This window comes from Haloarcula salinisoli (genome assembly GCF_019599405.1).
GTDB classification, from domain to species: Archaea; Halobacteriota; Halobacteria; order Halobacteriales; family Haloarculaceae; genus Haloarcula; species Haloarcula salinisoli.
The window spans coordinates 1,390,903-1,407,696 of sequence record NZ_RKLQ01000001.1 but is presented as its reverse complement, the minus strand read 5'-3'; the positions used below and the strand labels follow the sequence as shown (position 1 = coordinate 1,407,696).

Genomic DNA, 16,794 nt, shown 5'->3' with positions numbered 1-16,794 from the left:
TTGTTTTCGCGGCAGTGTTTATTTTCCCAGAGTTCACTTCGGAGAGCCAGAAAGCCCCGGCTGGCTGTTAGCACGCTTGTTCGCTGAACTAAACACGACCGTTATCGCGGGCAGACAGTATTTGTAGCCGGCAGCCGTACCGCGACCCATGCGCGTCGCGGTGGTCACAGTCGGGGACGAACTGCTCGTCGGCGAGACGGTCAACACGAACGCCGCGTGGCTGGGTGAACAGCTACGGGACCGCGGTGTCACCGTCGAGCGGATGACCACGCTGCCCGACCGGACCGCCGATATCGCCCGCGTCGTCAACGAGTACCACGCCGACTACGACGCCGTCATCGTCACCGGCGGGCTGGGCCCGACCCACGACGACGTGACCGTCGACGGGGTCGCCGCGGCCTTCGGCCGCGAGGTAGTCGAGAGCGACGCGGCAATCGAGTGGCTGGCCGAGTACGGCGGCTACAGCCACGAAGACCTGACTGAGGGGACCGGCGAGTTGCCGGCGGGAAGCCGTATGCTCCCCAACCACGAGGGGGTCGCGCCGGGCTGTGTGGTCGAGAACTGCTACGTCCTGCCGGGGGTCCCTACGGAGATGAAGCGGATGTTCGCCGAGGTGGCCGACGACTTCGCCGGCGAGGCCCGCCACGTGGTCACCGTCGACGCGGCCGAGCCCGAGAGCGCGCTGCTCGACCGGATGGGGAAAGTCAGGCAGCTGTTTCCGGTAAAAGTCGGAAGCTATCCCGGCGAGTACGTGACCGTGCGGTTCGAGGGGACCGACGCCGAGGCCGTCGAGGAGGCCGCGGCGTGGCTTCGCGAGCGGGTCGACCCCGTCGAAGAGTGAGACGGTCGGTGCTGACTACCGGTAGAGGTACGCCAGCCAGCCGAAGGTCAGGGCGATACCACCGAGGCTGACGAAGGCGCCGGCGGCGTTGATGACGTCGGGCTGGACGCCGGTCGCGAGGGGTTCTAGCATACCCGTTCGTTCTGTGGCCGCTGTCTTGAATGATACGGAACGTTGTAGTGATGTGCCGGTATGCACCCTCGGTGCTATCCGGAAATAATCTACAACGTTCCGTATAACGCTCCCGTGCGCCTTTTGCCGCCGGGCGCAGTACGCGATGTATGCGCCGTATCGCTGTCGTCGTCAATCCTATCGCCGGGATGGGTGGCCGGGTCGGACTGAAGGGGACCGACGGGAAGGTCTCGGAGGCACGGGAGCGGGGTGCCAAGCAGCGAGCGCCCGAGAGGGCTCGCGAAGCACTCGACTCGCTGGCCGAGGTCGGCCGGGATATCGAGGTAGTGACCTACGGCGACCCGATGGGCGCGACCATCGCGAGGGACGCCGGCTTCGACCCGGCCGTCGTCGGGGAGCCGGCGGACACGGACCAGACGACGAGCGCGGACACCCGTGTGGCCGTCAGGGCGTTCGTGGAGCGGGACGTGGACTGTATCCTCTTCGTCGGGGGCGACGGCACCGCGGTCGACGTGGCCGAGACGCTCGAGGAACTCGACGCAGACACCCCTATGCTCGGCGTCCCGGCGGGGGTGAAGGTGTACTCCTCGGTCTTTGGCGTCTCGCCCCGGGCCGCCGGACGTATCGTCGCGACCTTCGAGGAGACCGAGCCCGCCGAGGTCAACGACATCGACGAGGACGCGTTCCGGGGCGGTGAGGTGGTGACGGAACTTCGGGCCGTGGCGACGGTCCCTGTCGCCGAGCAGCGCCAGTCGGCCAAACAGCTGGGTGGGGGTACCGTGGAGACGCTCGCCGAGGGCGTCGCAGAGAGCGTCGAGGACGGCGTCACCTACCTCCTCGGGCCGGGCAGCACCGTCGGTGCTATCAAGGAACGGCTGGGCTTCGAGGGGACGACGCTTGGCGTCGACGTCTGGCGGGACGGCGAGGTCGTCGCGCTGGACGCCGCAGAGTCTGACATCCTCGCGGCGCTGGGCGACCGGAACGTCATCGTGGTCTCACCCATCGGCGGCCAGGGCTTTGTCTTTGGCCGGGGGAACCAGCAACTCTCCCCGGCGGTCATCGAGCGCTGTGGTATCGAGGTGGTCGCCTCCCGCCGGAAGCTCGACCAGCTGGGCGCGCTGCACGTCGACACCGGCGACCCGGACCTCGACGCCGAACTCGCTGGCTGGCTCAAGGTCCGGGTGGGCCGGTACGAACGTCGGCTCGTCGAGGTACTGGCCTGACGGTCATGGACTGGCCCTCCCCCTTTCTAAACGATTGTATATCATGCGGCAGATAATATGCTGTATGGTGAAGATTAAGGTGTCCCACGTATAACCAAGGCCATATGGAAACGCGGAAAGTTCAACGACTCGGGCCGTCGACGCTGGCGATGACGCTCCCCGCCGAGTGGGCGAGCGCCCACGACGTCGAGAAAGGCGACGAAGTGTCGCTACGGATGGGTGGGAAAGGGACGCTGACGGTGATGCCGGAATCGGTCCAGACCGAGGAGTCAGAGGCCATCATCCACGCGGAGAATCTGGATGCTGACGCCGTCGAGCGCGCCATCGTCGCACAGTACGTGCTGGGTCGGCGCATCATCCACGTCGAGGCGCCCGAAGACCAGACCCTCGAATCCGCGCACATCAACGCCGTCTACAACGCGGAGACCCAGCTGATGGGCCTGGGTGTCATCGAGGAGACCCCAAACAGGATAACCATCCGGTGTTCGGTCGACCCGGAGGACTTCACGCTCGATAACCTGCTCGAACGGCTCGAATCGACCGGCTCGACGATGCGCAACGAGGCCGTCAAAGCGCTGGCCCACGGCAACCCCGACCTCGCCCAGCGAGCCCTGAACCGCGAGCGACAGGCCAACAAGATATTCGTCCTGCTGCTTCGCCTCATCTTCACCTCGTACCAGAACCCGAACCTCGCGCGGGCGGTGGGCCTGGACGACGGGTTCCCGCTCATCGGCTACCGCTCTATCGCGAAGAACCTCGAACTCACGGCCGACAACGCCGAGGATATCGCCGAAATCGCGCTGGAGACCAACGACCACTCGCTGGACGTCGACAGCTCGACCATGCGACGCATCCGCGATTTCACCGAGGCGGTCAACGAGATAACCGAACTCGCCGTACAGGCGGCCGTCGAGCGCGATTACGACACCGCCATCCAGGTCCGCAAGAGCTACGCCGGCATCGACGACAAGGAACAGGACATACTCGACGACCTCCCGGAGATGGACAACGAGGCGCTGCTTCAGGTCCGCGAGGTGCTGGTGAGTCTACAACAGACCGCGGAATACGCCGTTCGGAACGCAGAAATCGCGACGAACCTCGCGCTCGACGAGGAGTCCGAACACACGACGATACAGTAGTCAGAGCGTGTCGCCGACGAGCCCGCCGTCGTCGGTCGGTGTTGCCCTCTCACCGTCAGTCTGCGTTGCCGTGCCGTCCGAGGCGTCGCCGTCCGTTCCGGAACCGTCGGTGCCGCTCTCACCGTCCGCCGTCTGGTTGCCGCTCGATTCGCTCCCCCCACCGGTCGGATACTGGTCTTTGTTACCGAAGATGTCTGTCTCTATCGGTTTCTCGTAGTCGATGGCGTCGAGGTCGATGCGGAACTGTTCGCCGCCCCCCTCGACGACGAGGTAGAAGTCGATGTACAGCGTCGTGTTCTGGTTGCGCTGGAGGTGGGACACCCACCACTGGTCGAGCCGCTGGTTCCGGATGACGTTGCGGACACCGATGGTCTCGCGTTCGCCCGGCGTAATAATCGTCCCGCTGTCGGTCTCACCCGAGCCAACCTGGACGTCGTTCATATACGTCCGGTAGCCGATTTTGGTGACTGCGTACGGCACCGGCTTGGGGTTGTAGACGTCGAACTCGATATCCATGGGCGTCGCCGACTGCGTGACGGCGTCCCGGTCCCACGACCCGCGTGTCTCGTTGATGTACAGAACCGGGTCGGAGACGAACGGTTTGCTGGCGTTGACTGGACGGGTCTCGGTGGAGTTGAACTGCCCGAGGATGTCGGTCTCTATGGTCCGGTTCTGTGTGAGGCTGACCGACCGGTCTCCCACCAGGGCGTCAGTGACGTTCGCGTCGATAGTGACCTGCGTCCGCTCGCCGTTCGAGATGTGGCTGACCCACCAGGGCGGAATCCGGCTGTTCCGCATCGTGGTGTTGAACTGGAGGGTCGTGTTCCCGCGTCCCAGACTGATACCCTGTTTCTCGCCGCTGGCCATGGCGACGTCGTTCATCGAGACGGTGTAGTCGATGCTGGTCCCACCGAGCGAGACGCCGATGGGGTTCGGGTTCGACACTGTAATCGCGGTCTCGACGGTCGTCGTGTTCTCCGAGACCGACGTGAAGCGATTGTCCACGGTTTCGACGCCGGGTGTCCCGATGACGCCGAGCCCGAACCCACCGACGACGACCGCCAGGAAGACGGCCGCCGCGATGCCGACCTGTCGTACTCGTCCCAGTCCACGAACCGCACCGGCCAGCTTGCTCATTGCACCTTCCTCTCTGCCAGGATGGTATATGCCCTGTGGCCCGCCCCGAATGAACTAAGTGCGCCAGGGCGGAACTCCCCGCCATGACAACTGAGTCGGCAACCGACATGGGCGTCGGGCTCGGCGCGCTGTTTGGCATCGTGGCCCTGCTCGGTGCGGGCGTGACTGCCGTGAGCAGCTACAACTACGCCATCCGCGACGCACAGGGACTCGACACCGCGGGGCTGTTGACCAACAGCGGACTCGCCTTCGGGGTCGCGATAGTGGCCGCCTCACTGGCGCTCGTGGCCATCCACGTCTACGCCGAGTGATGTGGTAAAAGCAACCATTAAGAACGCTCGGCACGTAATTCGGGTATGGTGGATTTCAGCGAGGAGGACCGCCGCATTCTGGAGTACCTCCGTGAGAGTGTCTCGCGTGGGGAGAGCTACTTCCGCGCGAAGAACATCGCCTCTCAGCTCGGGCTCTCGTCGAAACAGGTCGGTGCCCGACTGCCGCGCCTTGCCGAAGAAGCCGACGAAGTAGATATCGAGAAGTGGGGACGGGCCCGCTCAACCACCTGGCGCGTCACCACGAGCTAGTCGGTCACCGGGGGGCCAGTCGGTGGATTCATCGGGGTGCACGCCCGACTAACGGTATGACTGTCCGGGTCGAACGAACGATGACAGTGGCGGCCAGCCCCGAACGCGTCTGGGAGTTCATCGGCGACCCCGACCAGCGTGCCCGGCCCATCAGCGTCGTGAAAGACTGGGAGATACACGACGCGGACCGCGCGACGTGGCACGTGTCGCTCCCGATTCCCGTCATCGACCGGACTATCGCCATCGAGACGGAGGACGTCGAGCGGCGTGAACCCGAGTACGTCCGGTTTATCGGCCGGTCGAAGGTGTTGCGGGTCCAGGGTGAGCAGGAACTAGAGCCCACCGACGACGGCGGGACGCAGGTGACAAATCGATTCATCGTCGACGGCAAACTCCCCGGCGTCGAGCGTTTTTTCAAGAAGAATCTCGACGAGGAGCTCCAGAACCTCGAAGCGGCACTCAGGGAGTACCTCGAAACGGAGGGCTGACCCCAGGCCGCTTCTCGACCGGCCACACGTGGTTCGCGTGACTTCGCACTGCGACTGCTCAGGGGGCTCCGGACCCCATCGTATAACTCATCCCAAACCTGTACGTGTTCTCCCCGAGCGGTTTGTACGCCGTTATCGTGTAGAGCAGATTCTGGAACCTGTCGTCGGATATCTCTATCGTATTTTCGTCCGAGGCCGGTGGTTCGTAGTCGAAGGTGACGGTGCCGCCGTCCGAAAGGCTGTTGTCCTGCACGGAGACGTACATGTCGACACTCGCGTACGTCCCACTTGGGAACGGCTCGGTGTCGAGGTAGGTCTTGCTGTCCGACAGGGTCGTCAGGTCGACTCCGGTGTCCCCGATAGAGACCGTCACGTCGTCGGTACCGTTCTGGCCGATGTACTCGATGCGGTCGATGTCCACGACGAGCGAGTCGAAGTCGTCGGCGCGGCCCCCGATAGCGAGGGTGAGGGTGGTGTCCAGTTCAGACGACGCCTCCACCTTGGGTAACTGCGCTTCGGTGCTGGTCGGGTTCGCAGTCCCGCTCTCACTGTCCGTGGCATCACCGTTACCGAGGGAGTCTCCGGTGCAACCGGCGAGAGCCGTCGTCACTGTCCCACCGGCGAGGCGAAGATACTGTCGTCGGTTCGGTGTCGACATACCAACGCCGGCCCGGCGCAACCGCTTATTTTTATCGGGATAGACACGTAATCGGTTCTATGAAGCTCGGACTCGCTCAGTTGCGTATCGAGTCGGCCGATATTTCCGGTAACCGCCGACGCGCGACTGAGGCCGTCGAGCGAGCCGCCGACGCGGGCTGTGACCTCGTCGTCCTCCCGGAGCTTTTCACCGTCGGCTACTTCGCGTTCGAGGCCTACCAGCGCAACGCCGAGGGGCTCGACGGCGAGACGCTCACCGGACTTCGGGGGCTGGCGGCCGAGCACGATATCGCGATACTCGCCGGCAGTCTCGTCGAGGACCTCGAACTGAGTGGGGCTGCTGGCTTCGACGTACCGGCCGACGACGGGCTGGCCAACACGTCGGTGTTTCTCGACCGAGACGGAACGCAGCGGGCGGTCTATCGCAAGCGCCACCTCTTTGGATACGACTCGGCCGAATCGGAGCTGCTCGTCCCCGGCGAATCGCTGCCGACCGTCGATTTCGAGGGCTTTACCATCGGCGTGACGACGTGTTACGACCTCCGGTTCCCGGAGCTGTATCGCCGACTCGTCGAGGCGGGTGCGACCCTGGTGCTGGTCCCCAGCGCGTGGCCCTATCCGCGCGTCGAACACTGGGAGCTGCTTCCCCGGGCGCGGGCCGTCGAGAACCAGCTGTACGTCGCCGCGGCCAACGGCGTCGGCAGCTTCGAGGAGGCGACGTTGCTCGGCCGGTCGACCGTCTACGACCCCTGGGGGACGACGCTGGCGAGCTCGGACGACGACCCGGCGCTCGTCACCGCCGATATCAGCCCCGAAAAAGTAACAGCGACCCGCGAGGAGTTCCCGGCACTTTCGGACCGGCGCTGACCGCGCCTTTTTTATCCATGGGCGCTAACTCTCTATCGCCGGCAAGGCGCTTTTCACGTCAACGCCGGTTACTTAGCCCGTCTCGCTGCTCGGCCACACGGCGTCGCTCGTCCGCCAAAGGCTGTCCGGACAGCCTTTCACCGCTCCTCGACAGCGACGCCTCGGCCACCGCGTCGAATCCCGTTCCAGCACTCTCACGAGCCAGCTACCGCTCGGGGGACGCCTACTGCCGGCTGTACCGAACTGACGCCGGTCGACACTCCCGGGTGGCGACGCTCTTTTTCGAACGGACAGCCGGCCGTATCAGCGGTCGGCAGCCCGCGCTATCGCCCGGCGGAAGTGGTCGCCGGTGATGCGGACCTCCTCGGCCCGTTCGGTGGCTTCCGCGGGCCCCAGCTCGTCGGCCATTTCACGGATGGCGAGCATCGACGCCTCCCGGACCACGGCCTCCAGCTCGGCCCCCGAGTGGCCGGACAGTTCCGCCGCCAGCTCCGCCACCGAGACGTCCTCGCCCAGCGGTTTGCCGCGGGTGTGAACTGCGAGAATCTCCTCGCGAGCCGCGGCGTCGGGATTTGGCACCTCGACGTGCTGTTCGAGCCGGCCCGGCCGCAGCAGGGCGTCGTCTATCATGTCCCGCCGATTGGTCGCCGCCAGCACCACGAGGTTGGGGTTCTCGGTGATGCCGTCCAGCTCGGCCAGCAACTGTGAGACGACCCGTTCGGTCACTTCGTTGCCCTGCCCGCGGTGGCTTGCGATGGCGTCGATCTCGTCCAGGAAGATGATGCTGGGGGCCGTCTGGCGGGCCCGCTCGAACAGTTCCCTGACCGCTTCCTCGCTTTCACCGACGTAGCGGTCCATTATCTCCGGGCCGGCGACGTGGATGAAGTTCACGTCGCTCTCGCCGGCGACGGCCCGGGCGAGCAGCGTCTTCCCGGTCCCCGGCGGACCGTACAGCAGGATGCCGCTTGGCGGGTCGGTGTTCGTCGCGGCGAACAGCTCGCTGTAGGACAGTGGCCACTCGATGGCCTCGGTCAGCGTCTGTTTGACCTCCGCGAGCCCGCCAACGTCGTCGAAGGAGACCGCGGGCGATTCGGCGACGTACTCCCGCATGGCGCTCGGGTCGACGAGAGCCATTGCCGCGTCGAAGTCCGACTGTGTCACCGCCGGCCCCTCGCTGTCTCCCCCGTCGCTGTCGTCGGTGTCACTTTTCGCCCGGTCGCCCTCGGCCCGGAGCGAGGACATCGCCGCCTCCGTCGTCAGGGAGGCCAGGTCCGCGCCGACGAAGCCGTGTGTCTGGGCCGCGATGCGGTCCAGGTCGACGTCGTCGGCCAGGGGCATCTCGCGGGTATGGACGTCCAGAATCTCGCGACGGCCGCTCTCGTCGGGCACGCCGATCTCGACTTCTCGGTCGAACCGGCCGCCCCGGCGAAGCGCCTCGTCGACGGCGTCGACGCGATTGGTCGCCCCGATGACGACCACGCGACCGCGCTCTTCCAGCCCGTCCATCAGGGTCAGCAGCTGGGCGACGACGCGGTTCTCCATGTCGGCGTCCTCGTCCCTGGAGCCGGCGATGGAGTCTATCTCGTCGATAAAGAGGATGGCGGGGGCCTCGTCCTCGGCGCGCTCGAAGGCCTCACGCAGTCGCTCCTCGCTCTCGCCCTTGTACTTCGAGACGATTTCGGGGCCGGAGATAGTGTCGAAGTAGGCGTCGACCTCGTTGGCGACGGCCTTCGCGATGAGCGTCTTGCCGGTGCCGGGCGGCCCGTGCATCAGGACGCCGCTGGGCGGGTCGATACCCAGCTCGCGGAACCGCTCGGGTTCGGCCAGCGGCATCTCTATCATCTCGCGGATGCGGTCCAGTTCCTCGTCGAGCCCGCCGATATCCTCGTAGCTGACGCCGGTCGCCGTCTCGGCCCGCCCGGCGTTTGCCGCCGTGGCCGACGTGGGCTGTTCGGCGCGCTCAGCGTCCTCGCTGTCCGATGCCTGGTCGATGGTCGGCAACACCGTCACGTCCGTCTGGGCCGTGACACGCACCGCGCCGTCGGGCTCGGTCGACCGGACGATACAGGTCCCGAGCCCGTCTATGTGGGTCCGTTCGCCGGCCTGGACCATCTGGTCGACCAGCCGCGTCCGGACCATGTGGGCGTACTCGTCGGTACCGGGCAGTGGCTCCAGGGGCTGGATGCTGATATCCGTCGCCTCCGTCACCGACCCCACCCGGACACGGACGGTATCTCCGATGTTGACGCCGGCGTTGGCCCGCGTGTCCGAGTCGATGCGGACCGTGGCACCCTCGTCATCACCCGGCCACACTTTCACCACGGTCATCCCCTCGCCCTCGATGATGACGGGCGACCCGCTCAACACGCCCAGTTCGCTGCGTACGGACTCGGGGAGGCGTGCGATACCCCGGCCGGCGTCGCGCTTGTGGGCGCCCTCGACCGTGAGTTCGACGCTCTCGCCGCCGTTCCCGCTCATACCATCGGCTAGCTCTCCGGCACCCTTGAGGGTTCCCGTTGACATCTCAGATAACTGTTGAGTTTGCACCGCCAGGGGTCGGTAGTGATACCCCTGGCTGCCATGCACCGCTCCCGCGAACTGTCGCGGGAAAACAATTTACCTCCCGGCGATAGAGTGTCTCACATGGTGGTCACTACCGAGCGCGACGAGATGACTTGGTACAAGTGTGAGACCTGCGGGCTCATGTTCGACGACCAGACGGACGCGAAACAACACGAGGAGAACTGCGACGACGAGGACCCCTCGTATCTGCAGTGATCCCCGACGATGCCCGTCGCCACCCCGCGAGTGACCGGGTCGTTTCTGCAACCAATCCACAGACGGCTATCCGATGGCGAGCGAACGGGCCGTCTCGCGGACCGCCCGGTCTGCCGTGCCCCGACGCCGCCGTCCCCGGGGCTACTGTTCTGGCGTCTCAGTGCCCTCGCCTAGCAGCCTCGACCGCATCGCTTCGGCAGCGTCGCGGTCCTCGACTCCGATGACGAACTTGCCGTTCCACTCCTCATCCTCGATAGCCGTGGCCAGGTCGGAACCGATACCGAACCGATGGAACTCCTCGCCGTCGTCCAGTAGCTGCATCTCGAACTCGCCGGAATTCTCCGAGACGTTCGCCGAGCGGAACTGTTCGGTGAGCGACGTCTGCCCGGCGTCAGTCAGAGTGATCGGGAGCTGGACAGTCCCGCTATCTTCGTTCACCTCGCCGACCCGTGCAACCTCGCTGCCATCGAACAGCTGCTGGTCGGTCTCCGGACCGAGGAGCCGTGCTGTGATGGCCGTCGAGACGGACTGTTCGGTCTCGGTCGAGGTCGCCGATTCGAGCGCGCTACAGCCGGATAGCGCCATCGCTGTCCCGATGACACCGACGAACTGTCGCCTGGAGGGCATGGAAACGTCTTTTCGATGTCATGTAATATGCTTTCTGGCGCCTCTGCCGTACAAATAAGGTCTCGCCCGCTCGGAAACCCGGTCGCTCACTCTGTCCGTTCGCCGCTACATCTCCCTCACCACGGTCTCGACGTCGAACCGGGCCCCGCCGTGTTCGCTGTCGCTCACGTCGATTGCCCAGTCGTGGCCGTCGACGACAGTCTTGACGATAGCCAGCCCGACGCCGGTGCCGCCCGGCGCCGAGGAGACGCCCGACCGGAACACCGCATCGCGCTGGTCGACCGGGATACCGGGGCCGTCGTCGGCGACGAAAAAGCCCGATTCCGTCGGGGCGACGCGAATGCGGACCGGCGGCTCTTTCGCCGTGGCACCGTGTTCCACGCTGTCCTGCCGAGCCTGCGAGTCGGGGCTCGTCGAGTGGTTCGAAAATTCCCCTTGGGAATTTTCGTCATCACGAGAGACGGCTTTGCCGTCTCTCGAACGACCATGCTCGACGCTGTTCCGAAAGAGGTTCTCGAAGAGCTGTTTGAGCCGCTGTGTGTCGGCCTCGAGTGTCCGCGTTCCCTCGACGGTCAGTTCGGCGTCCTCGGTTGCCACGTTCTCCCAGGCGTCCGTGGCGACAGTCTCGAGGTCGACGACAGTGGGGTCGTCGACCGGGTCACCGCTGCGGGCCAGCGTCAGCATGTCGTCGATAATCTCGGCCATGCGGTCGTGGGCCTGGTCGAGACGGTCGAAATGCTCGGGTGCCGGTTCTGCACGGGCCACGTCTGCGATGCCGTGCGCGACCGACAGCGGGTTCCGGAGGTCGTGTGAGAGCACCTCTGCGAAGCTGTCGAGCCGGTCGTTCTTCGCTTCGAGCGTCTGCTGGCGCTGGCGCCGTTCGGTCACGTCCGTCAGGATGTAGAGGTGCGTGTCCTCGAAGCCGCCCTCGGCGGCCAGCGTCGATTTCGTACACTCGAAGTACGTTCCGTCCTCGTCACCGCTTACCTCCGCGGTCGTCTCGGCGGTCATCGACGCCATCTCCGCCGCGATGCCGCCGATATCTCGGAGCTCCCGGCCGAGCGGGTCACTGCAACTGAGCACGTCGGTGGCTGCCGGATTGATATCGACGATACGGTCGCTGGCGTCGGTCACCACCACGCCGGTCTCTATCTGGTCGATGATGCGATTGCGCGGGACCGGGTGGACGTCGAGCAGCCGGTACCGCGAGAGCGCGACTGCGACGCCGACGCCGAAGGCCGCCAGCCCGACTGGCGTGTAGTCGATGACCGTGATGTCCAGCACGTACGCGACGGCCCCGCCCACCAGCGGGACGAACGCGGCGACGGTGATGAGCGCCGTCTGTTTCTGGTATAACTGGCGGGTCCGAAGCGTCGTCAGGCCGAGCAGCCCCAGGCTCCCGACGACGACCAGATAGCTGTAGGCGACCGCCACGGCGAACAGTGGCCCGTGGGTGATATCGGCGATGAGGAACCCGTTGACGCGTACCAGCGAGGCCTCCCGCCACACGAGCCACTGGTAGCCTGGGACCCAGACAGCGACCGACGTGACCGCCGGGAGCACCGACGCGACCGCCAGCCGTGTCCGCGTCAGTCTGTGCTCACGACCCGTATAGTGCAACACGAAGATGCCGAAGGTAATACACGTAAAGAGGCCGGCGGGGTACTGCAGGTTCGTCCAGAACAGCTGTACGTCGAGCCCTGTGAACAATAGCTGGGTTCCGTAGGTCACGGCCCAGAGGGCCGCACAGCACATGAACACGACGAACATCCTCGTTCCGGGTACCGAGTCGTGTCGATAGGCGACGGCCGCAGCCGCCAGTATCAACGCCGTAGCCCCGAACATCAGACCCGAGACGAACGGGAACTGCACGCCCATTATACGTCAAAAGAAGGGGAGAAATAATAACGCTACCCCCCGCCAAGCGACCTCCACAATCCCCTCGCCGGATTCTCGTCTATTCGGCCGGCACTATCTCGAAACTGCGCTCGCCCATTTCGTCTTCTTCGAAGACGAACACGCGGCCGTCGGTCACGTCGTAGTCGACGGTCACCTCGACGCGCATCTGGTGGTCTGTGACCGTGACGCCGGGGAACAGTTCGTCCTCCTCGCCGTCCTCTAAGATGACGCGGCCGACGCCGCTCTTCTCGATGATGTCGTCGTGGGTCCGGAGGTCGTTGACGTAGACCATGACACCCGACGTTTCGGTCTTGTCGGTGATGAGCACGTGCGTGTCCTTGCCCGGTGCCGTGGTCACGCTCTCCTCGGCTTTGGTGGGGACGCCGTGGTAGAAGGCGGTCCGGCCGTCGAGGTACTCCACGGCGATGCCGTCCTCGGTTAGCTCCACCGAGACGGTTTCGGGCGGGATGTCCGAACGGTTGGTCATACAGAGTAGTTCACCCTCCGGTGGCAAAAACGGCGCGCTGTCGGATTGGGTTCCTGCTCGCTCGCCGCGCGGTTCGTCCGGAGCGACGGCCCCGGCGGGCGGTCTCGTCGACAGACGGGTAGTCACTACCGCAGATGGTAAATACCGGCGGGCGAGACCAATGACCGATGGAAGGGCAAGCACGAGCGCCGGCGGCCGGAACGGTTCTGAACGCGCTGGCGACGGGACGGGGCTCGGCGTTCGCTATCGACGAGTACACCACTGCGACCGTGGAACTGTCCACGGAGCGTGAGGACGTGACCGGCGAGGTCGCGGGGGCGCCCGACGCCGATACGCGCCTCGTCGAGCGCTGCGTCGAGTACGTCATCGACGCCCACGGCGGGGCCGTGGGGATGCCCGCGGTATCGGGGGGGACGGTCCGAACCGAGAGCGAGGTGCCGATGGCCTCCGGGCTGAAGAGTTCGAGCGCGGCCGCGAACGCCACAGTGATGGCGACGCTTTCCGCGCTCGAGGCCACCGACCGGATGACCCGCGAGGACATGGCGCGGCTGGGGGTGATGGCCGCCCGCGACGTCGGTGTCACGATAACGGGCGCGTTCGACGACGCCTCTGCGTCGATGCTGGGCGGTGTCACAGTCACCGACAACGAGAGCGACGACCTGCTGGCCCGGGAGGAAGTGGACTGGGACGTCCTCGTCTGGACGCCCCCGGAGCAGTCTTTCTCGGCGGACGCGGACGTCGACCGCTGCCGGCAGATTGCGCCGATGGCCCGGCTCGTCGAGGACCTGGCGCTGGACGGCGACTACCAGCGCGCCATGACCGTCAACGGACTGGCCTTCTGTGCCGCGCTTGGCTTCGACACCGAGCCGATAGTCGAGGGTATCTCGCAGGTCGAGGGCGTCTCGCTGTCGGGGACCGGCCCGTCCTTTACCGCCGTCGGCGACCGCCAGGCGCTCGAACAGGTCAGGGAGTACTGGGACGAACGACCCGGCAGAACCTTGTTGACGACCACGCAAACGGAGGGAACACAGACACAATGAGCTCGAACCCCGAAGAGATGTCACTGGATGAACTGCGCGAGGAGATACGCACTATCGACCGTGAAATCGTCGAGAAAATCGCCCAGCGGACCTACGTCGCCGACACTATCGCAGAGGTCAAGCAGGAGCAGGGACTCCCGACGACCGACGAGTCACAGGAACAGGCCGTCATGGACCGCGCCGGCGAGAACGCAGAACGGTTCGACGTCGACGCCAACCTCGTGAAGGCAACCTTTCGCCTGCTCATCGAGCTGAACAAGGTCGAGCAACGGGAGTCCCGCTAGACTTCCTTCAGACCGAGGCTGTATTCGAGCGCCTCATCGACTTCGTCCATACGAGACTCAGGGACGGAGCCGATATCGGTTTTGATACGATGGTCGACCGAAACCGTGCGAATCTGACTACAGAGAGCCACCGAATCCTCTCGAAGTGGGGACTGCGCTGCCGAGATATATACCTCGAACGGATACAGGTCGTCCCCTCGCGAGGTCGTTAGCGGAACGATGATAGTCGTCGGTGCGTTCTCGTTCCCGATGTCGTTTTGCACGACCAGACAGGGTCGTGTTCCCCGTTGCTCGGAACCTTCCGTCGGGTCGAGCGAAACAATGACGATGTCTCCACGGCGAACGTCCATAGATTACCACTCAGGGATATCACCGAGGTACTCGTCGGCCTCGCGTGAGACACTGTCCATCTCCTCGGCGATGGCTTCGGATTCCGCTGCGCGTCGCCGGTATCCCTCAGCGAGTTCCTCACGGGACAGGGGCCTTTCGATGATGATTTTCCCGTCTTCCTCGTGGACCAGTACCTCGTCACCTCCGTGGATACCCAGTTTCTCTCGTAGTTCTTTCGGCAGCGTGACTTGCCCCCGTTGACCAATTTTACGCTCCTTGCCTTGAGTCATACATATTCATATCATATTCATACTCAAGCCTCTTTCGGCTCGAAGGTGTCACTCCCGACGTTGGATATCGAGGGGGTCTTCGATTTCTCCCATTATCGCTTCGAGTGCGTCTGTCGCGGTCACCAGCCCGAGGATATTGGCTTCGGTTTCCTCGAACACGAGCGCGAGTTCCTGGTGTTCGTCCTGAAACCGGTCGACGGCGTCGCTTATCGGCGTGTCGCTGGGGATGGTCATCGGGGCCGCGGCGATATCCTCGACGGTGACCTCGCCACGTCGCAACTCGTCTATCGCATCGACGACCGAAGGGACGTAGACGATGCCTCGGAAGTCCGTCGGGTCGTTTCCAATCACTGGAAACCTCGTGTGGGGGCTGTTCCCGATCCGCTGGAGGTTGGTCTCGACGGACGCACTCGTCGAGAGGAACACGATATCCCCAGGGTCGGTCATGACGTCACTGACGGGCCGTTCACCGACGGTGAAAGCGTTGAGTATCTCAGTTTTTCGCTCGTCGGCGATATCGCCCTTATCGAGCGTGGACCCGAGCCGGTGGCGCAGGTCGGCCCGGGATTCGACGCGGTCGGTTTCAGTTTCGAGCCACGCACCGGTCATCTCGATACCGAAGCGTCGGAGCGTCCACTTGGCGACGCCATCACCGACCCAGATGACCGGGTACAGGGCTTTGGCAAACCAGTACAGCGGTGTCGCACCGTACCGGGCGACGAACTTCGTCCGTTCGACGCCGAGATACGTCGGCGTCTGTTCTCCGTGTGTCAGGTGAAGCAGATTGATGACGAGAAATGCGAGAACGCCACCAGCACCGATGGACGCGAGCAACGTGTTCTCGAAGAACGGGTCGATGAGTCTCGCAAGCGCTGGTTCTGCGACGATTCCCACGGCGATACTCGTCGCGGAGATACCGACCTGGCAGCTCGTAAGATATATCTCGAGATCGCTGGTCATCCCCCAGGCTCGCTGTAACCCCGGCGAATCGAATTCCGACTCCGAGTATTGCCGGACGCGGGTCAGTGCAAACTCGATGGCAACGAAAAACCCGTTTGCCAGGATGAGCAAGAGGCCGGCCGACAGGCGAAGCGCCAGTTCGAGGCCGTTCATATGTCATCACTTCGACCTGTGGTCTCAAGACATTTGACGAGGAAATTCCTCAGTCCCAAACCAGGTACGTGTTCCGAGCGCTCGGTCAGATACTGCCCGCAGACACGAGTCCGTCCCGAATTTGGCTACCTGAACGGGGTCAAACGGCGAGAGAATCCGTGACTGTCCGGCCGCTGCACAGCAGTCGCGGTCGTCGGCACCCCCGGCACAACCGCGTGGAAACGCCCCTGCGGGCCGCTGTATGTACGAACAGAACACTCACAGCGCACGGGCCAGTGACAGTCATCTGGCATCGAGTCGATTACGCTCGCCCGTCACTTGCAAGGCCGAAACGTTTCAGACAGCGTCCATATCGACAGAGGGCCGGTACTTTTAAGTCACTCACTCACTTTCTATCCAGTGACGCTTCGCTTGGAGGGCCGAAGCGTCAGCGGGGACCAATTCAGGGCGGCAAGCGGCCGCATTTTCGGCGGCCGCTTTCCACTTACTTCGCTGAGAAATGTCAGACAGCGACGCGACCGTGGGTACGACGTAGCTGCAGTAACGAACCAGCGACGCGCCCCAGGTTACTCGATGGAGAGTTCGCTGCCCCGACTCGCGCTCTCTGGCCACTCTAGCTCCACTTCGCTCGGCGGGCTCGTGGTCACGGACTGGTCGCCCGCACGCAGCGTCACCTCGGAGCCTGATTCCAGCGTATCCGCGAGTCCGCAGGTACTACGTGACGGACTCACAACCCATCAACTGCTCACTTTCGAACAGCGTTTTCTCTGGCATACCAGCAAAAGATTGCGCCGGGAGATAACAGGACCGCCGCTCACAAGCCCGCCGTATGACGGGAAACTGAACTGTCTCCGCGACCACTCGATATCCCCCTGTCTGGA

20 protein-coding genes are annotated in these 16,794 nt (G+C 64.5%); 10 read left to right on the top strand and 10 right to left on the bottom strand.

The window, feature by feature from the left end:
* Window positions 1-148: 148 nt before the first annotated feature.
* From EGD98_RS07295 to EGD98_RS07285, 3 genes are all read left to right on the top strand, one after another.
* On the top strand, window positions 149-841 hold the full coding sequence (locus EGD98_RS07295; protein WP_220587680.1) for a competence/damage-inducible protein A: 693 nt from the start codon (window positions 149-151) through the stop codon (window positions 839-841).
* Window positions 842-1,122: 281 nt separating this feature from the next.
* Window positions 1,123-2,196: an ATP-NAD kinase family protein gene (locus tag EGD98_RS07290; RefSeq protein WP_220587679.1), complete on the top strand. Its 1,074-nt coding sequence runs from the start codon at window positions 1,123-1,125 to the stop codon at window positions 2,194-2,196.
* Between the two features lie 104 nt (window positions 2,197-2,300).
* The gene (locus EGD98_RS07285; RefSeq protein WP_220587678.1) at window positions 2,301-3,335 is read left to right on the top strand and encodes a phosphate signaling complex PhoU family protein; all 1,035 of its coding nucleotides are present in this window, start codon (window positions 2,301-2,303) and stop codon (window positions 3,333-3,335) included.
* Here the strand turns inward: EGD98_RS07285 and EGD98_RS07280 are convergent, their stop codons facing one another.
* Complete coding sequence (locus EGD98_RS07280) at window positions 3,336-4,472, bottom strand: LEA/WHy family protein (protein ID WP_220587677.1); 1,137 nt, start codon at window positions 4,470-4,472, stop codon at window positions 3,336-3,338.
* Window positions 4,473-4,555: 83 nt separating this feature from the next.
* Between EGD98_RS07280 and EGD98_RS07275 the strand changes: the two genes are divergently transcribed.
* The 3 genes from EGD98_RS07275 to EGD98_RS07265 are packed head-to-tail and all read left to right on the top strand — an operon-like array spanning window position 4,556 to window position 5,541.
* The gene (locus tag EGD98_RS07275; RefSeq protein WP_236039237.1) at window positions 4,556-4,783 is read left to right on the top strand and encodes a DUF7525 family protein; all 228 of its coding nucleotides are present in this window, start codon (window positions 4,556-4,558) and stop codon (window positions 4,781-4,783) included.
* Window positions 4,784-4,828: 45 nt separating this feature from the next.
* Entirely contained in the window at window positions 4,829-5,053 is a 225-nt protein-coding gene (locus tag EGD98_RS07270; RefSeq protein WP_166970245.1) for a DUF7123 family protein, read from the top strand.
* Window positions 5,054-5,109: 56 nt separating this feature from the next.
* Window positions 5,110-5,541 carry an SRPBCC family protein gene (locus EGD98_RS07265; protein WP_220587676.1) on the top strand — a complete coding sequence of 144 codons (432 nt, stop codon included), beginning with the start codon at window positions 5,110-5,112 and terminating at the stop codon, window positions 5,539-5,541.
* A 58-nt stretch (window positions 5,542-5,599) separates the two neighbouring features.
* Here EGD98_RS07265 and EGD98_RS07260 read toward each other — a convergent pair whose 3' ends face one another.
* On the bottom strand, window positions 5,600-6,199 hold the full coding sequence (locus tag EGD98_RS07260; protein ID WP_220587675.1) for a DUF4382 domain-containing protein: 600 nt from the start codon (window positions 6,197-6,199) through the stop codon (window positions 5,600-5,602).
* A gap of 59 nt (window positions 6,200-6,258) precedes the next feature.
* Between EGD98_RS07260 and EGD98_RS07255 the strand changes: the two genes are divergently transcribed.
* Window positions 6,259-7,065: a carbon-nitrogen family hydrolase gene (locus EGD98_RS07255; protein ID WP_220587674.1), complete on the top strand. Its 807-nt coding sequence runs from the start codon at window positions 6,259-6,261 to the stop codon at window positions 7,063-7,065.
* A gap of 303 nt (window positions 7,066-7,368) precedes the next feature.
* Here the strand turns inward: EGD98_RS07255 and EGD98_RS07250 are convergent, their stop codons facing one another.
* Entirely contained in the window at window positions 7,369-9,543 is a 2,175-nt protein-coding gene (locus EGD98_RS07250; RefSeq protein ID WP_220587673.1) for a CDC48 family AAA ATPase, read from the bottom strand.
* Window positions 9,544-9,708: 165 nt separating this feature from the next.
* Here EGD98_RS07250 and EGD98_RS21010 point away from each other — a divergent pair, with 165 nt between their 5' ends.
* Window positions 9,709-9,843, top strand: coding sequence for a DUF7128 family protein (locus EGD98_RS21010; RefSeq protein ID WP_268899124.1), 135 nt, complete (start codon window positions 9,709-9,711; stop codon window positions 9,841-9,843).
* Between the two features lie 141 nt (window positions 9,844-9,984).
* Here the strand turns inward: EGD98_RS21010 and EGD98_RS07245 are convergent, their stop codons facing one another.
* The 3 genes from EGD98_RS07245 to EGD98_RS07235 form a co-directional block, all read right to left on the bottom strand.
* Window positions 9,985-10,470 (bottom strand): hypothetical protein, encoded by a 486-nt coding sequence (locus EGD98_RS07245; protein WP_220587672.1) that lies wholly within the window; start codon window positions 10,468-10,470, stop codon window positions 9,985-9,987.
* 105 nt (window positions 10,471-10,575) lie between these two features.
* The gene (locus tag EGD98_RS07240) at window positions 10,576-12,348 is read right to left on the bottom strand and encodes a sensor histidine kinase (protein WP_220587671.1); all 1,773 of its coding nucleotides are present in this window, start codon (window positions 12,346-12,348) and stop codon (window positions 10,576-10,578) included.
* Window positions 12,349-12,427: 79 nt separating this feature from the next.
* Entirely contained in the window at window positions 12,428-12,856 is a 429-nt protein-coding gene (locus EGD98_RS07235) for a DUF5796 family protein (RefSeq protein ID WP_220587670.1), read from the bottom strand.
* Window positions 12,857-13,023: 167 nt separating this feature from the next.
* Here EGD98_RS07235 and EGD98_RS07230 point away from each other — a divergent pair, with 167 nt between their 5' ends.
* Both EGD98_RS07230 and EGD98_RS07225 read left to right on the top strand, forming a co-directional pair.
* Complete coding sequence (locus EGD98_RS07230) at window positions 13,024-13,896, top strand: shikimate kinase (protein WP_220587669.1); 873 nt, start codon at window positions 13,024-13,026, stop codon at window positions 13,894-13,896.
* A complete protein-coding gene (locus tag EGD98_RS07225) occupies window positions 13,893-14,180 on the top strand; it encodes a chorismate mutase (RefSeq protein WP_220587668.1) in 288 nt (95 codons plus the stop codon). Before EGD98_RS07230 ends, EGD98_RS07225 begins: the two co-directional genes overlap by 4 nt.
* Here the strand turns inward: EGD98_RS07225 and EGD98_RS07220 are convergent.
* The 4 genes from EGD98_RS07220 to EGD98_RS21140 all read right to left on the bottom strand — a co-directional run bounded on the left by EGD98_RS07220 (window position 14,177) and on the right by EGD98_RS21140 (window position 16,644).
* Window positions 14,177-14,530 carry a type II toxin-antitoxin system PemK/MazF family toxin gene (locus EGD98_RS07220; RefSeq protein ID WP_220587667.1) on the bottom strand — a complete coding sequence of 118 codons (354 nt, stop codon included), beginning with the start codon at window positions 14,528-14,530 and terminating at the stop codon, window positions 14,177-14,179. The two genes, EGD98_RS07225 and EGD98_RS07220, sit on opposite strands and share 4 nt — an antisense overlap.
* 3 nt (window positions 14,531-14,533) lie before the next feature.
* On the bottom strand, window positions 14,534-14,800 hold the full coding sequence (locus EGD98_RS07215; RefSeq protein ID WP_220587666.1) for an AbrB/MazE/SpoVT family DNA-binding domain-containing protein: 267 nt from the start codon (window positions 14,798-14,800) through the stop codon (window positions 14,534-14,536).
* Between the two features lie 48 nt (window positions 14,801-14,848).
* Window positions 14,849-15,913 (bottom strand): hemolysin family protein, encoded by a 1,065-nt coding sequence (locus tag EGD98_RS07210; protein WP_220587665.1) that lies wholly within the window; start codon window positions 15,911-15,913, stop codon window positions 14,849-14,851.
* Window positions 15,914-16,479: 566 nt separating this feature from the next.
* Window positions 16,480-16,644, bottom strand: a complete 165-nt coding sequence (locus EGD98_RS21140) for an amphi-Trp domain-containing protein (protein ID WP_328762290.1) — start codon at window positions 16,642-16,644, stop codon at window positions 16,480-16,482.
* Between the last annotated feature and the right edge of the window lie 150 nt (window positions 16,645-16,794).

Bases quoted from the DNA above. Each gene is read 5' to 3' on its own strand.
- EGD98_RS07295 (WP_220587680.1), top strand. From the start codon at position 149: ATGCGCGTCGCGGTGGTCACAGTCGGGGACGAACTGCTCGTCGGCGAG.
- EGD98_RS07290 (WP_220587679.1), top strand. From the start codon at position 1,123: ATGCGCCGTATCGCTGTCGTCGTCAATCCTATCGCCGGGATGGGTGGC.
- EGD98_RS07285 (WP_220587678.1), top strand. From the start codon at position 2,301: ATGGAAACGCGGAAAGTTCAACGACTCGGGCCGTCGACGCTGGCGATG.
- EGD98_RS07280 (WP_220587677.1), bottom strand. From the start codon at position 4,472: ATGAGCAAGCTGGCCGGTGCGGTTCGTGGACTGGGACGAGTACGACAG.
- EGD98_RS07275 (WP_236039237.1), top strand. From the start codon at position 4,556: ATGACAACTGAGTCGGCAACCGACATGGGCGTCGGGCTCGGCGCGCTG.
- EGD98_RS07270 (WP_166970245.1), top strand. From the start codon at position 4,829: ATGGTGGATTTCAGCGAGGAGGACCGCCGCATTCTGGAGTACCTCCGT.
- EGD98_RS07265 (WP_220587676.1), top strand. From the start codon at position 5,110: ATGACTGTCCGGGTCGAACGAACGATGACAGTGGCGGCCAGCCCCGAA.
- EGD98_RS07260 (WP_220587675.1), bottom strand. From the start codon at position 6,199: ATGTCGACACCGAACCGACGACAGTATCTTCGCCTCGCCGGTGGGACA.
- EGD98_RS07255 (WP_220587674.1), top strand. From the start codon at position 6,259: ATGAAGCTCGGACTCGCTCAGTTGCGTATCGAGTCGGCCGATATTTCC.
- EGD98_RS07250 (WP_220587673.1), bottom strand. From the start codon at position 9,543: ATGAGCGGGAACGGCGGCGAGAGCGTCGAACTCACGGTCGAGGGCGCC.
- EGD98_RS21010 (WP_268899124.1), top strand. From the start codon at position 9,709: ATGGTGGTCACTACCGAGCGCGACGAGATGACTTGGTACAAGTGTGAG.
- EGD98_RS07245 (WP_220587672.1), bottom strand. From the start codon at position 10,470: ATGCCCTCCAGGCGACAGTTCGTCGGTGTCATCGGGACAGCGATGGCG.
- EGD98_RS07240 (WP_220587671.1), bottom strand. From the start codon at position 12,348: ATGGGCGTGCAGTTCCCGTTCGTCTCGGGTCTGATGTTCGGGGCTACG.
- EGD98_RS07235 (WP_220587670.1), bottom strand. From the start codon at position 12,856: ATGACCAACCGTTCGGACATCCCGCCCGAAACCGTCTCGGTGGAGCTA.
- EGD98_RS07230 (WP_220587669.1), top strand. From the start codon at position 13,024: ATGGAAGGGCAAGCACGAGCGCCGGCGGCCGGAACGGTTCTGAACGCG.
- EGD98_RS07225 (WP_220587668.1), top strand. From the start codon at position 13,893: ATGAGCTCGAACCCCGAAGAGATGTCACTGGATGAACTGCGCGAGGAG.
- EGD98_RS07220 (WP_220587667.1), bottom strand. From the start codon at position 14,530: ATGGACGTTCGCCGTGGAGACATCGTCATTGTTTCGCTCGACCCGACG.
- EGD98_RS07215 (WP_220587666.1), bottom strand. From the start codon at position 14,800: ATGACTCAAGGCAAGGAGCGTAAAATTGGTCAACGGGGGCAAGTCACG.
- EGD98_RS07210 (WP_220587665.1), bottom strand. From the start codon at position 15,913: ATGAACGGCCTCGAACTGGCGCTTCGCCTGTCGGCCGGCCTCTTGCTC.